Origin of the sequence: Enterococcus sp. 12F9_DIV0723 (assembly GCF_002174375.1) — a bacterium.
Taxonomy (GTDB): Bacteria; Bacillota; Bacilli; order Lactobacillales; family Enterococcaceae; genus Enterococcus_A; species Enterococcus_A gilvus.
This window is the reverse complement of sequence record NZ_NIBK01000002.1, coordinates 820,505-833,925: the sequence shown is the minus strand read 5'-3', so window position 1 is coordinate 833,925 and position 13,421 is coordinate 820,505. Positions and strand designations below refer to the sequence as shown.

Annotated in this window: 11 protein-coding genes; 7 read left to right on the top strand and 4 right to left on the bottom strand. The window is 38.8% G+C overall.

All coding sequences use genetic code 11. The features are described 5' to 3' along the window. Positions 1-9 precede the first annotated feature (9 nt). On the bottom strand, positions 10-1,497 hold the full coding sequence (locus A5868_RS17055; RefSeq protein WP_086305083.1) for a helix-turn-helix domain-containing protein: 1,488 nt from the start codon (positions 1,495-1,497) through the stop codon (positions 10-12). Positions 1,498-1,711: 214 nt separating this feature from the next. On the opposite strand from A5868_RS17055, the gene liaX reads away from it, so the two are divergent. The 3 genes from liaX (at position 1,712) to A5868_RS17040 (ending at position 5,677) form a co-directional block, all read left to right on the top strand. After that, a complete protein-coding gene (gene liaX, locus A5868_RS17050) occupies positions 1,712-3,409 on the top strand; it encodes a daptomycin-sensing surface protein LiaX (RefSeq protein ID WP_086305082.1) in 1,698 nt (565 codons plus the stop codon). A 15-nt stretch (positions 3,410-3,424) separates the two neighbouring features. Then, the gene (locus A5868_RS17045) at positions 3,425-3,706 is read left to right on the top strand and encodes a PspC domain-containing protein (protein ID WP_086305081.1); all 282 of its coding nucleotides are present in this window, start codon (positions 3,425-3,427) and stop codon (positions 3,704-3,706) included. Positions 3,707-4,159: 453 nt separating this feature from the next. After that, on the top strand, positions 4,160-5,677 hold the full coding sequence (locus A5868_RS17040) for a helix-turn-helix domain-containing protein (RefSeq protein ID WP_086305080.1): 1,518 nt from the start codon (positions 4,160-4,162) through the stop codon (positions 5,675-5,677). A 57-nt stretch (positions 5,678-5,734) separates the two neighbouring features. Here A5868_RS17040 and A5868_RS17035 read toward each other — a convergent pair whose 3' ends face one another. Beyond that, positions 5,735-6,172: a nucleoside 2-deoxyribosyltransferase gene (locus tag A5868_RS17035; protein ID WP_086305079.1), complete on the bottom strand. Its 438-nt coding sequence runs from the start codon at positions 6,170-6,172 to the stop codon at positions 5,735-5,737. Beyond that, positions 6,169-6,735, bottom strand: coding sequence for a TIGR00730 family Rossman fold protein (locus A5868_RS17030; RefSeq protein ID WP_086305078.1), 567 nt, complete (start codon positions 6,733-6,735; stop codon positions 6,169-6,171). Before A5868_RS17030 ends, A5868_RS17035 begins: the two co-directional genes overlap by 4 nt. A 333-nt stretch (positions 6,736-7,068) precedes the next feature. Here A5868_RS17030 and A5868_RS17025 point away from each other — a divergent pair, with 333 nt between their 5' ends. Beyond that, entirely contained in the window at positions 7,069-7,776 is a 708-nt protein-coding gene (locus tag A5868_RS17025; RefSeq protein ID WP_086305077.1) for a DNA-directed RNA polymerase subunit omega, read from the top strand. Positions 7,777-8,006: 230 nt separating this feature from the next. On the opposite strand, the gene A5868_RS17020 is transcribed toward A5868_RS17025, so the two are convergent. Continuing rightward, on the bottom strand, positions 8,007-8,798 hold the full coding sequence (locus A5868_RS17020; protein ID WP_086305076.1) for a TraX family protein: 792 nt from the start codon (positions 8,796-8,798) through the stop codon (positions 8,007-8,009). A 319-nt stretch (positions 8,799-9,117) separates the two neighbouring features. Here A5868_RS17020 and A5868_RS17015 point away from each other — a divergent pair, with 319 nt between their 5' ends. The 3 genes from A5868_RS17015 to A5868_RS17005 all read left to right on the top strand — a co-directional run bounded on the left by A5868_RS17015 (position 9,118) and on the right by A5868_RS17005 (position 13,418). Then, positions 9,118-10,287: an NlpC/P60 family protein gene (locus A5868_RS17015; RefSeq protein WP_086305075.1), complete on the top strand. Its 1,170-nt coding sequence runs from the start codon at positions 9,118-9,120 to the stop codon at positions 10,285-10,287. Positions 10,288-10,452: 165 nt separating this feature from the next. Beyond that, a complete protein-coding gene (locus A5868_RS17010) occupies positions 10,453-10,908 on the top strand; it encodes a hypothetical protein (protein WP_139843620.1) in 456 nt (151 codons plus the stop codon). A 431-nt stretch (positions 10,909-11,339) separates the two neighbouring features. Further along, positions 11,340-13,418, top strand: coding sequence for a BglG family transcription antiterminator (locus tag A5868_RS17005; protein ID WP_086305073.1), 2,079 nt, complete (start codon positions 11,340-11,342; stop codon positions 13,416-13,418). Positions 13,419-13,421: the final 3 nt, after the last annotated feature.

Sequence of the window (13,421 nt, the reverse complement as noted above, 5' to 3'; positions counted from 1 at the left end):
CTGTATAGGCTAATCGTACAATCCTTCCAATGTCTCTTCAATCTTTTTTTCGACGACTAGAAAATCTTTTGGCCGCAAAGGCGGTTCTACGACACAAATATTTTCTGGATGGTAGCCATTGATTGAAGGCATGTTGGTGATGACCAAACAATTGTCTTCAGAATTACCGACCGATTCGACCATCTCTAAATTGTATTTTCCTTCAAAACGACGCTGAAGCATTTTTTTCAGGCGTTCTCTCACTAAAAAGGACATATCTGAATCAATCGCAACAGTTATTTTTGGCTCATAGGCGACCCATTTTTCAAAAAAGGAAAAAAGCAAGAGATATCGTTTTACTAAAAGCTCTTCTTCATCAAAAATATCACTATTCGTAGAGGCTTTCATTTCTTTGACGAAGGCGTTCAGTTTTCGAACGAGATTTTTAGGGACATTCGTATCCTCTAAAGAATCATAGCCGTCTAAATCAAAATAGACGCCGGGAAAAATCTTGCTTTGGAGATGGGTACAAAAAAAGTACGTGTAAAAGACATCTAATTTTTCTTCAGGAATACGGAAAAAGTCTTCTTGAAATTTTTCAAAGGCCAAATTTGTTGCCTGAAGAATGTCTGTATTGTTTTTTTTATGATAATTCAGGATACGATCTCTGATCTCAGATGACCGGTACATGCGGTGTTTCATTTGCATGATGACTAAAAGAAACGTCAATTCGTTGTTCTCGAAAATCTGGTAATTGTTCATTCCCTTCACGATCAATTCTTCTTTTCGCAAGGCATGGATGTTGACGTAAGTATCCCAATTTTCGGTGCTGTCGATATAGAATTTTTTCTTGTTTCGAATAAGGCAAATCGCGATAAAATAGGCTATTTGCTTTTTTTGAATGTTGGAATAGGTATAGCCAAAGCCTGCTTCGATCGTAGCGATGGACTGGTATATTTTCTTTTCATCCACGTATTCGAAGGGCCAGGGGCTGTTTTTGTACATTGCCCAGAGGAAAATATACGTAAAAAAGCGACTGGTTTTTTCTTCACCAGTAAAGGTCAACGAACGAGTATCCACTTTTAGTTTAAAAGAGGCTAAAAGCTGATTGATCGTTATAACAGAATTTTTAATTGAATAAGGACTGATAAAATTTTTATCTGCGTATTTTTTTAAGGGCTCTGTTTTTAATAAACACAAATCAATCAGTAATTTTAGATTTTCATCGTTACTAACGATATAAAGCTTTAGCTGTTCTATAGAAGAATCTGAGAAATCCATTTTGATTCCTTTGAATTTCTCGTAGTGCATATGGATGTGCGCATTTTTTTCTTGATTATAGTCTTCAATAATTTCTTCCAAGTAATGAATGTAACGCTGCACACTTCGATCACTGATCTCTAAATTTGTACTGACTTTTTTTACTTCCAGCCAATCTTCTTCAACTTGGAATAACTCAATTAAAGAAAAACAAAATTTACTACGTCTCGCCAACAGTCCATACATTTCTCTCTGCAAGACTTTTCACCTCTCTGCCAATCATTCTTTTCTCTTTGATACTACCAGTTTTGGGCGATTGTTTGAATTGAAAACCATTCAGAGTGTTTATAAGAAGTTTTTTATCCGTTTTGATCAGGGGACGACTGTGGAAACTAGTCCTTTCGACCCATGACGAATGCGTAATAATCTTGCATAATAGACCTATAGAACAATTTGTTGAGGAGAGATCAGCATGAATGAACGAGAAAAAATTTTAGAATCCATAAAAAAAGGAATTCTGTCCCCAGTAGAAGGACTGGATTTACTTGAAAGTCTAGGACTATCAGAGGCAGATAAAGGCGCTGAAGAAACATCAGAAGCAGAAGCCGACTGTGCGACGGAAGAGGTGTCAGAAGCCGAAAAAGTATCAGAGATCGAAGTGGATGCCAGCGAGGATCTGGAACAAACAGACACAATAAAAGCTAAGGAAGCGGCTGAACAAGAGTCAGATTTGGACCGATTTACTGAACAAGAAGCTGAACAAGAAAAAAATGAATCGGATCAAAGCTCGGAGCAAGGGGAAGAACCTTCTCCGAATCCCCCGCATTATACGGACAGCGTGTCTAGTATGATCGACGAGTGGGAGAATTCTTCAGAGGCAGTTCAGGAGGAAGCGGACCCCGTGCGATCAAAAATCGACGAGTTCGATCACGCGCTGCAAACAAAAAAAGAGGCGCTTCGTGAGAAAAAAGACGTATTCAGAGAGCTGAACCTTGAAGCAGAGCTGGGGATTCTTTCAGCTGAAAATCAACCTATTTACGATCAAATGAAGTCAGAATTAGCGGATCTTGAAGAAGAGATCGATTTATTGACTCGTGAGCGGTTAGCCGTTGATGAAGACTTGTTTGTTACTCTGGAAAGTCCTCATGTTTCAGATCGCTTCTTTGATGTTCCGGAGGATTTTGAAGAACAAAGGTACCAACCCTTCGACCGTCCCAAAGTACAACCAAAGGATTTTAGCAGCCGATTGGGCCAAATGGTCAATAAAGCTGCAAGAACGGTATCGGATACTGTTGCAAATGAATTTGATTGGAAGACAGGCAAACAAAACTATTACGGAACAACGAGAACTCATTTTAATCATCCATTTACATTTGAAGAGATTGATGCCCATTCGCTGGATATTAAATTAGCGAAAGGAAAAGTTATTTTAAAAATGTGGGAAGATGAGGAGATCAAGGATGTAAAGGTGGATGCTTCGGTTGATTTAATCGGTCAAATGGATGAAGTTGACCCCATCGATGCATTTTTGGAACGCAGCCAAATTGAAGCAAACGATTATCGCTTTTTATTCCATGTCCCAAATAAACGGGTTCATGCCACCTTGACCTTCTATTTACCAAAACGCGCTTACAACGATCTACGTGTCCAGTTATTGACGGGAGATTTGATGATCGAGGACCTTGCGGCGAAAAATGTATCCATCAAAGCAGTCGATGGGACCGTATTGATCAAGGATATTGATGCGTCCACGCTGGAGATCGAGGGCACAACGAATGAAATCGAAATTCGGGACGGGCGCCTTTTAGATACGGTAGTAGAGACGGTGACCGGAACGATCATTTCAAAAGCGGATGCGTCAAAAGCAGAATACTCGCTGATCAACGGAGACATCAAATTAACGATGGGAAATGATGCTCTGAAGAAAATCAATGCACATACAATAAACGGAAATGTTAAAGTTTCCTTGCCTAAAACGATTGGTTTAAAAGGCGTTGCGAAAACCGGAACAGGAACGATCAATTATCGATTTTCAAACTGTGAAACCCTTCAGGAAAGAAATGGGCATTCCCATAAAGTCCTGCGTTTTCAACGACTCGGAGATGAGCCTGCTCAAATCAATGTTTCTTCGAAGGCAGGCAACATTTTCTTGAAGGATTACGACAATTAGAAAGGAGTAATCAAAATGAAGAAAAGACTGGCGAAATCTCAAAAAAATAAAATGTTAACAGGGACGCTTGCGGGAATCGCGGAATATTATGATATTGATCCGACGATCGTGCGCGTACTCTATATCTTTATTAGTATCGTTTTGGTCGGCGCGCCGATCCTTCTCTATATTTTGCTGATGCTCATCATACCAAAAGCAGATACGAAGAAGGGTCACGGTCAGAACTATAAAAAACAATCAAAGAAATCTCGGAAGCAAGCAAAAGCTTCTGAAGAGGATGTTTGGAGCGACTTCTGAATCTGTAAGTCAAACTAAAAGAAACAACTTGTATAGGTAGTCTCTGTTTTATAAAATAATCACGACATTTCTTGCTAAACAAGAAATGTCGTTTTTTTTAGTGTCTATAGCTTTCCGTTTCTGGCGATAGTTAGGAGAGCGCTTTCACATTTTCTCAATAAAATTTAGTGGCTAAATTCTAATAAATAAAGAGCTGTTTTCCCAAAAAAATTATAAAATAAGAATATTATGGGATGTTTTCCTATTTTTATTCGTGGTTTATAGGGGAAAAGACCTACATAGATTAATAAAAAGATAGTAAAATAGAAGTGTAAAATCACACGTCAATAAAACAATGATAGTTATTTTATGTCTTAATAAAAGAAAAGCTCGTCATTTTATGGAGGTATTTCGCGTTGGCTTGGTTCTAATCATAAAAAATCGTCATCATTGGTTAAATTGGAGGAGATAATTATGGATTTTCGTCAGGTTTTAGGAACAAGTAACAGACGCAGGTTAGAACTGATCGAATTGCTTTATTATAATCGCGAAGGGTCGTCAAGTGAACAGTTGCTGAGTGAACTGGCGTGTTCGTTACCAATCTTATTAAATGACATTAGTCTCATCAATGATGAGCAGGACAATTTCATCATTGTAAAAGAAAAAGGGTTGTATCATGTAGAGTTAAAGGATGATTTAAGTATCGGAAAACTTTATTCGGAGGCTTTGATAAATTCACCAGAATTTCAAATTGCGGAACAACTGTTGTTTGAAAAATGCGACAACATTGAAGCGTTATCTAAAACATTATTCCTGAGTTTTTCCAATACACAGCGCTATTTAAAAAAAATGGAAGCCGAATTGAACAAAGCAGGAATTGAATTGTTTTACAGGCCGTTGCGTCTGGAGGGCAAGGAGAGTGTGATCCGGCACTTTTATTATCGCTATTTTATTGAAAAGCAGTATACCTTAAGAACGGTGCTGCCAGATATGAAAGACTACCAGTTAAGGGCAATCGAAAAATTCGTCACGGAATTTACGGCGATCAATGGCCTTGAAAAAAAGTATATTTTTCAAAAACGGGTGACTTATAATGTATTTATTAGTTTATGGCGGATCAAAAATGGCCACCCATATCCTAAACATAAGCTTAGAAAGAGCGGGTTGCTGCTGCCTGATAAACGAACGATCCGAGGGTTTCGCGATACTGTTTCGGAGGCTTTTCACCTTGATCTTACAGAGGATGTGCTGCGTGATTGCCTGTGGCTTTCTTTTTCAGATTCAGTGGTCTTCAGCAAGCAGCATAGAGATGCGGCCTTGATGGATAACGTGGATTATAGGCAAATGTTCAGAAAACACCTTGCTTTAGTTGAAACATTCACCGCTTTGATGGGCACCTCTTTTGAAAAAGAACGCTTGTTTGAACTAACCACAGTCTTGATGAATGATGTGTATCTTTATGAAGAAAGCGGTGAATTCTTAGCGATTCTCCGTAAAAGCCGCACCGTATTTTTGAAAATGGTCAGGATCATGCACAAGCACGCGGTGGAGAAGGTGACAAAGATCGTCCGTCAGTTTGTCCAGAGAAATCATTTCTACCAAAAAGAAGATTTTATCACGAATTATGTTTACCTGCTTTTGACGGAGGAGGTAGATAGCTTGGAACTGCTGGCTTCTCAAGATAGGACGATTCATCTATTATTGATCTCGGATCTATCACCAACAGAAGAAACCTTCATTTCAAAGGTCATCACACAGATTGTCTATGGGAATTTTACGATCCATCATTTTGAAGATGCGTGGGATGGAAACGAAGATGTGTATAAAAAAATTATGGATTATGACGGATTGATCACTACTGGCGCACGGGAAGGATTGCCTAGAGAGTTTCCTCTGATCTCGATGGACCCTTATGTGACTCCGCAAGCAATCGTCGCCATCCAAAATCTCGTTAATGAATTATCAGAAAAAAAGTCTCTCATTAATCAGTAATCAATTACAGAACGAGCCGGTGCCTCTCTTGAAGAAAGGGAGGCACTTGCTAGTAGGTCAAATATAATTTCCTTGATAAGGAGAGGGAGGCAGCTTGTTGAAATCATAGTGTTCAATGCCTGAAATCTGTCTTTTAAAAGCATGGAGTGACTCAGTCAGCATAATGTTCACGGTGTCGCCATTGGTTAGCAGGCCAATAACAGGCTTGCTCAACATTTTGGCAATCCCAATTTCATAGGCGGTGCCGGGATCGGTGATTCCATGTTCATAATCCAAAATAGCGACCAGACAATCGGCGGCCTTGATATGACGCATATCTTTCAAGTACATTTCCCTTGCCCATTCGGGAGTAAAGGACTCATATTCGCATGCTTGGTCCAATCGTGGAGAATGGTATTCTTCCACCGTTGGATTATTTTTTAAGGCGTTCTCCACAGAGCGAATCAATGCCCGTTGTTCTTTAGAGAAGAAGGGACCAGCTAAATAGACATTCATGAAGCAACGACTCCTTCTCCAGCAACTTCGCAGCAAATTTTATCAATCAAGGAGTGATAATCTGCGGAGATCAATAGGTGCTTAGTAGCCTCTGGATCAATAAAGGCTTCATTTGAAGCGTTGATCAGAAACTCAATGAATGAGTGGTAAAATCCGTCAATATCTAGTATTGCAACGGGTTTTGCGGGAATGAGTCCAATTGAACCAGCACTCAATACTTGGGACAGCTCTTCCAACGTTCCTAAGCCGCCAGGCAGGACCAAATAAGCATCTGACTTATTGATCAAAAGCTGTTTTCGTTCATCCAACGTATCCGTAAAAATAAATTCTGTTACATCCTCTCTAGGTACCTCATCCGCAAATAGTCCACGAGGGTAAATTCCAGTAACGTTTCCATTTTTCTTGATCACGCCATCACTTACTGCCCCCATCAATCCACTGATGGAACCTCCGTATACGAGCTCTGCCCCCACGTCTGCAATGTATTCTCCGACCTGTTCTGCAAGCTTCTTATATTTTTCTTCTTTTCCATAGCGTGATCCGCAAAAGACGGCTAATTTCATAATATAACCACCTATCTTTTTCATCTGAGACTTATCTTAGCGCTAAAAAAATGAAAAGAAAGACTAGATATTGTGTTTTCTTTGTGGTATTTTATCAAAATGGCACAATATATTGTATCTTCTTGTGAAGACAGTTTTCTTTTGCATAGTGAAAAGGATGAATAAATGCCTTTTTATTATTTAGAAAATATAAAAAACAATAAATTATAAATAATTAAAATAAACAAAGAAATTTCTAATTAAACAACAACTGTAATTGCAAATTGTGAAAAATATCTTATGATTAAAACATTGTAGGTCGCTGTAGGTTATATTAAAAGGGGAAATTTACCAATGAAAAAAAGAAACATTGCACTTATCATTATGCCGTTATTATTGATCGCTTTTGGAACGGTAGGAAAAAATTATGCAGATAGTTTGATTAATTGGGGTGGAGAAGACAATATCTCAACTATTAATACAAATTTGGATAAACTTAACACATCCTTGAGTAATAAAGAGCAACAGCTTTCTCAACTGTTATCGAGATCAACGGATGTGCAGAATCAATTGGCGCAAGCACAAAGAGAAGTAGACAATTATAAACAGCAAATCAATGAATCCAAAAATACTGAAAATCAATTGATTGGTGAAAAAAATAGTTTATTGTCGCAGTTAAATAGTAAAAATGGAGAAATCCAAGGTAAACAACAAGAAATTCAAGCAAAACAACAAGAAATAGCTGATAAGTTAAAAGAAATTGACCAGAAAAACCAAGAGATCAATCAGAAAAATCAAGAATGGGGCGCGAGATTGCAAGATGCTCAAAATCAAGTCAGCTCACTGCAATCAACGGCTAACAGCTTAAACAGTCAAGTGACGGCCTTGAATAATGAAAAAAGCTCATTGCAAGCAGAGCTAGACGCAACCAAGCAACAATTAGCGAATTCGAATAAAGAAAATTCTGATTTGAAGGACTATATCGACAAGCTGAAAAAAGCAAATGAAGATGTGAAAAATACTGCTGTAAAATCACAACAGATCGTCAATCAGCATCAGTAATAAAAATGCTTATCCTGTGAGTGACTCCTTAGATAAAAAAACATACGCGCATTACTTAGTATTAGTGTCCTTCTAATAGGGTCGCAGCAGGTAAAAGCCCCTCGGAATTTTTGGATTTCGAGGGGCTTTTGTTTTAGTTCATTTGGTCGATGGGATTCTTCTTCAACGATTGAGGAAGTGAGCGCTAGTGACATCAAAAAAAGAGAACTCGCTTTGAGTTCTCTTTGAGATCATCGATTGAATAAAAAAGCAGATACGAGGTAAAGGATGGCAATGTGAGCTGGATAAAAAATATAAAAGAAGTATTTCATCCCTTTTCCCTTTTGTCCGTTGTAGAGCAAGATCGGAATGATCGCAAACACCATGATCCATTGTGTTGTTCCTAAGAAGAAATAAATGGCTGCGGTGATCGCAATCAATAAACATTGGATCTTCCGGTTGTTTCTTGATATATAAAGTAAAGGTATCAATAACACCATGATATTATTTTCTGCTAAAAGCAATGCCGGCAGAAGAGACGTGATAATCAAAAAGCTGAATCGATGCTGCATTAAATCGGGACTCGAAAGAAGCACAGGCAGCAGCAACGAAAGAAGGATCGGCAATAAAAATAACAAGATGGATGCAATCATTTTTAGCCAATTAGTGTTCTTTTTTCCTTCGATGAACAGGTCGATCGCATACATCATCAGCGTTCCGACAAAAAGGTCCCGAAAAATGTTATTCATCAAAACGACTTGATCGTATCCTACGAGTTGTTCCAGCGAGTAAGTAAATAACGCCATAAGAACCATCGAAATGTAAAGCCGCAGCATATAAGATTTCTTATTATGGGTATGAGAAAACCCCACGACACTGACGAAAAAGAAAAGTGTCGCCACTGGTCGCCCGAACCAATCCAACCAATCGGGTGCGCCGAATGGAACAAACATCTGGTGAACGTGATCAATAACCATTAATATAATTCCTAAAATTTTTAAATCAAATGTAGAAAATCCTTTTTTTATTATACCCGTATTCAAAAATAGTTCCCCCTAATCCAATAATGATCTTACTTTATCAATTCAGCAGCTTTTCGACCATCCGTTTATATGAATAGAAACGAACGATTTTGTCACAAAAATGTAAAGGTGGCTCAAAGGCTGTCAGTAAGCGTCTTTTTGATAATGAAGAATATTGATAACAGAAAGGGATGAAATTTGTGGGGATTTCATGTACAATGTTCCTTACAATTAGTTATTTTATGAAACAAATTAAGTGAATTGATAGGAATCATACGTCATTTGAATAAATAATAATGGAATTATCCGAAAAAAATAAAATAAAAACAGGAGTTATTTTATGAGAAAGTCATTTAAGTTGCGTTTGTTTAGTGCCTCCTTGTCTCTATTAAGTGTTGTCGCGTTTGGATCAACTGGAATCATGACTGTAAAGGCCGCAGATGAAACGGCATCAACCACTAGCAGCTCTGTTCTGAATTCTGAAAGTACGACAGAAGCAACACAAGACAGTGGAAACAAGGAGCCTCTCTCCAATTCTTCAGAAGACAAGGAAACCGTCGTTGAAGCACAGGCTTCAGAAGAAAAGAAAGCGTTAGAAGCTGGTTTTACTAAAGAGCAGTATGATCAAATAATGAGTATTCCTGACGTAGAAGAGGCTGCTCAGCCGCGGATGAGCCGTTCAATGGGGCAGCAAAATTCGATTGTCTCCAGCGCCAGAGCGCAAATCGGAAAACCCTATGCATGGGGGGCAGCCGGGCCTAATGCTTTTGACTGCGGAGGGTTAGTGAAGTATGTCTATAAGCAGGCAACGAATACGGATCTTCCAATGGGGACGACCAATCAGGAAAAATACGGAACAGAGGCAAGTTTGGGTTCTTTACAGCCAGGGGATTTGCTTTTTTACGGAAACCGCGGCGCTACTTACCACGTCGGAATCTATGTTGGAAATAATCAAATGATTCATTCACCTCAGCCTGGGCAAACAGTGAAGGCCGTGAATATTACTTATTTTTACCCGAATTTTGCTCGAAGAATCGTCAGCTCTAACGGCACAGACCCAAATGTTACACCAACAACAGACGGGCAAGCGGCCAACGAGCGTTATATTTTTAGAATGTATAACAAAAATGACGGACAACACCATTACACACAAATCATGAGTGAAGCGAATAACCTGATCAAGGTAGGTTGGAATTATGAAGGCGTTGGGTGGGTGTCGCCAACAACGGGCACGTCTGTATATAGAATGTACAATCCAAACAACGGCAGACACCACTACACACCGTATGTGTATGAACGGGACAACTTGGTCAAAGCAGGCTGGAAATCGGAAGGTGTTTCATGGTATTCAGGAGGAAGCGTTCCGGTGTATCGATTATACAATCCTCATGCGGCGCCAAGGGAAGACAGTCACCACTACACACCGCTGGCATCTGAGCGGGATAGCTTAGTCAAGGTAGGCTGGCGATCGGAAGGTACCGCCTGGTATGCGGCACGAACACTGAAATAAATAGATAAACACTTGCCGCGAATGACGTTGCAAGTGTTTTTTATGAGAGTAAAACATTTCTACATGTAGGATCGAAAAGCAATCGTTTAAGATGATTTGGTCCAACAGAAATAAAGTTCTTTTATACTATAGAAAAGAATATGTGTGAAAGCGGGGAATCACTGTTTGTCTAAAAGAGCCCATCAATTAAAAAGTATATTAGATCAACTAGACACCGGACTGTATAAGCTTTGGCGACAGTTCAAAGCACTGACAATAAATCAGAAAAGGATCGTCCTTGGTGCGGGGATCATTTGCAGTATCGGACTACTCATTTTTATTAATACACACACTGCGAATAATGCAGTCTGGCTGAAAGGTGCGTGGCTTGGTAAGCATGAGCAGTATACTTTTAAAACAAACAATAAAAATTGTCGTTCTTGGACGATTACCTGCAATGATCGAATAGTATTAAAAAATGCGCAAATCGCTACGAACTCTTCTAAAAAGAACATCGTGTTGGCGAGCAGTGGAGAGGATCAAGAGTATCATTTGATCCGATCGGATAGCAAGCATATGACAATGCAGCTATTCGATCATCAAAAAAAGAGAAAAGAATTCACGTTGACCAAGGATGAATAAAAAAACAGCAACACCTTTTTGTTAAGAAAGAGGTGTTGCTGTTTTTTTGTCTGGTTAAAAATCATTTATTTATCTTTATTTCCAAAAACATATCCCGTTGTCTATAAAAACAAGGTGTTATTTTCTTGTCTGAATACGCTCAAAATGCACATAACAGATATGATACTTCTGATCAGAAAGAATAACAAAAATATGCTAATCTTTAGAGGTTTGGGCAACAGCGATTTATGGGTGGGACGCGAAGTTTTTTATCTACGAAAATAGATGATTACTATAAAAGTGTTTAAACAGGGGAATTCACCTGTTTTTTTTGTGGAAAAAGGTTCGTGAAATGTGATGCAAACTCATGTTGCACAAAACATGCATATTATTGGATAACAAAGTTTGTGGAAATGAAAACGTTTTTAAAGTAATTTGAGAGTGTAAGGGTGATGAAGATGAACTTAGAAGATAGAAATAACCAAATATTAATGGAACTAATCAATAATCCGCGAATTACCAGTAAAGTTATATATGAAAGGTTCGATCTATCGAGAAGTCAGTTAAATTACGCTTTAAAAAAAATCAATGATTTTCTGGAAGATGGAAAGCTGCCGCAGATCAAGCGAACAAAGAATGGTCATTTTTTAGTTCCTCAGGCAGTGGTATCCATGTTTGGAGGGGGGAAAGAGAAAGAGCACGAAAAAACAGGTCGTTACATTTTTTCAGGTCAAGAGAGGATCTGGGTCATTGAATTAATGATTTTGGCGAAAGAGGAATACCTTTCCCTGGATCATTTTATCGTGGAACTAGAGGTGAGTCGAAATACGATTTTACGAGATTTGAAGAGAATCAATGAAAAAGTAAAAAAAGACCATCTTGAGTTGAAATACAACCGGCAAACGGGGTATTACTTTCACGGCGATGAATGGAACAAGCGGGATCTCTTGTCTCGAGTTTTGATGAATGTAGCGGAGATTTACGACGGCGTGAATTGCATCATTCAATTTTCAAAAATCGATACGACACTGGTGGAAGTTTTCAAACGCCGTATCAGTCTAGTAGAAGAAAAACTGAACATTCAATTTACGGATGATCGATTAAAGGTATTGCCCCTCTTGATTATTTTAATCATTCGCAGAGCAAAACGAGGGAAACAAATTATCTACAATTTCAAGATCAATGATTTTGAATTGGCGGATACAAAAGAATTTTTAGCTGCGGAACACATTATTTGGGATGTGGAGGAGATAAGCAGAAATGAACGCGTCTATCTCGCGTTGTTGCTGCTTACGACAAATTTATCTCAGGCCAACATCTTATCTGTGAGCGAGATGGACAACTTAAAAGAAGCGTTGCTTGATGTCTTGAACAATTTCGAAAAAGTTTCGGGTCTTACGGTTGATCGAAAAGAAATCTTGCTGGAACGGCTGCTGATTCATATGAGACCGGCATATTACCGCATTAAATATCATTTAAATCTACAAACACGTTTTTATCAAGAAAACAAGGACGCTGATTTATTCTCATTGTTCTATTTAGTAAAAGAATCCAGTGAGCCGTTAGTCCAGTTTTTCGGAGAACCCATTCCAGACCCGGAGCTCTTCCTGATCTCCTTGTTTATCGGGAGTCACATCGTGGAGAGTACGGAGATCATTCGGGATGAGAACCGAAAGCGGGCGATCATTGTTTGTCCCAATGGCATTTCGATTTCTTTATTGCTAAGAAATACGTTGCAGAATTTGCTGCCGGAAATCGAGTTTGTTGAGCTAGTCTCCGAACGAACATTTTACCGTGAAGAATACGATGTGGACTTTATCTTCTCAGCAATCCCTCTAGAGACCGAAAAATCTGTTTTTGTTGTGAATAATTTCTTGACGGACGAGGAAAAAAGGCAGTTGCGTGCACGGGTTTTACGTTCAGTGACGCTCTCTCAAAATACATTAGTCAACCCTGAGAAAATCATGTCTTTGATCAAAAAGTACACGGTAATCTCCGATGAAGAGAATTTGTATCATGAATTGTTGACTTTGTTTACACCGAAAGGCTTTGAGGTGGTGGAGAAAAAAAGGCTGCACTTGGTCGATGCGTTGAATGAAGACACGATCCAAGTGTTCGATGAGGAAATCGCTTGGCTTGATCTTTTAGACAAACTAGCAAAACCGCTAAATGATCAACAGGTCATCAGTAAAAATTTTGTGAAGGTATTAAAAGAAGAAATGCCTGTATTGCCACAATACACGGTACTGCGGAATACGATCGGACTGCCTCATACCATGAGTGAAGCTGGGGCATTGGGGGTAGGGCTCAGTATGGGAATCGTCAAAAAAGGGATCGTGACTGAGGATGGATCGAGGATACACACAGTGATCTTACTTGCTTCGAATGACAAAGACAAACACGTGGATCTGATTTTTGAATTAATGAATTTGGCGGGCTCAGAGCAATTAAAAAAAATAGAAACAGCAGAATCAATCAATGAAATAAAGCAGCAATTAGTAGATTTTAGTGAAAAATATTGGAGGAACTAGGGA

Bases quoted from the DNA above. Each gene is read 5' to 3' on its own strand.
- A5868_RS17040 (WP_086305080.1), top strand. From the start codon at position 4,160: ATGGATTTTCGTCAGGTTTTAGGAACAAGTAACAGACGCAGGTTAGAA.
- A5868_RS17045 (WP_086305081.1), top strand. From the start codon at position 3,425: ATGAAGAAAAGACTGGCGAAATCTCAAAAAAATAAAATGTTAACAGGG.
- liaX (WP_086305082.1), top strand. From the start codon at position 1,712: ATGAATGAACGAGAAAAAATTTTAGAATCCATAAAAAAAGGAATTCTG.
- A5868_RS17005 (WP_086305073.1), top strand. From the start codon at position 11,340: ATGAAGATGAACTTAGAAGATAGAAATAACCAAATATTAATGGAACTA.
- A5868_RS17015 (WP_086305075.1), top strand. From the start codon at position 9,118: ATGAGAAAGTCATTTAAGTTGCGTTTGTTTAGTGCCTCCTTGTCTCTA.
- A5868_RS17030 (WP_086305078.1), bottom strand. From the start codon at position 6,735: ATGAAATTAGCCGTCTTTTGCGGATCACGCTATGGAAAAGAAGAAAAA.
- A5868_RS17035 (WP_086305079.1), bottom strand. From the start codon at position 6,172: ATGAATGTCTATTTAGCTGGTCCCTTCTTCTCTAAAGAACAACGGGCA.
- A5868_RS17025 (WP_086305077.1), top strand. From the start codon at position 7,069: ATGAAAAAAAGAAACATTGCACTTATCATTATGCCGTTATTATTGATC.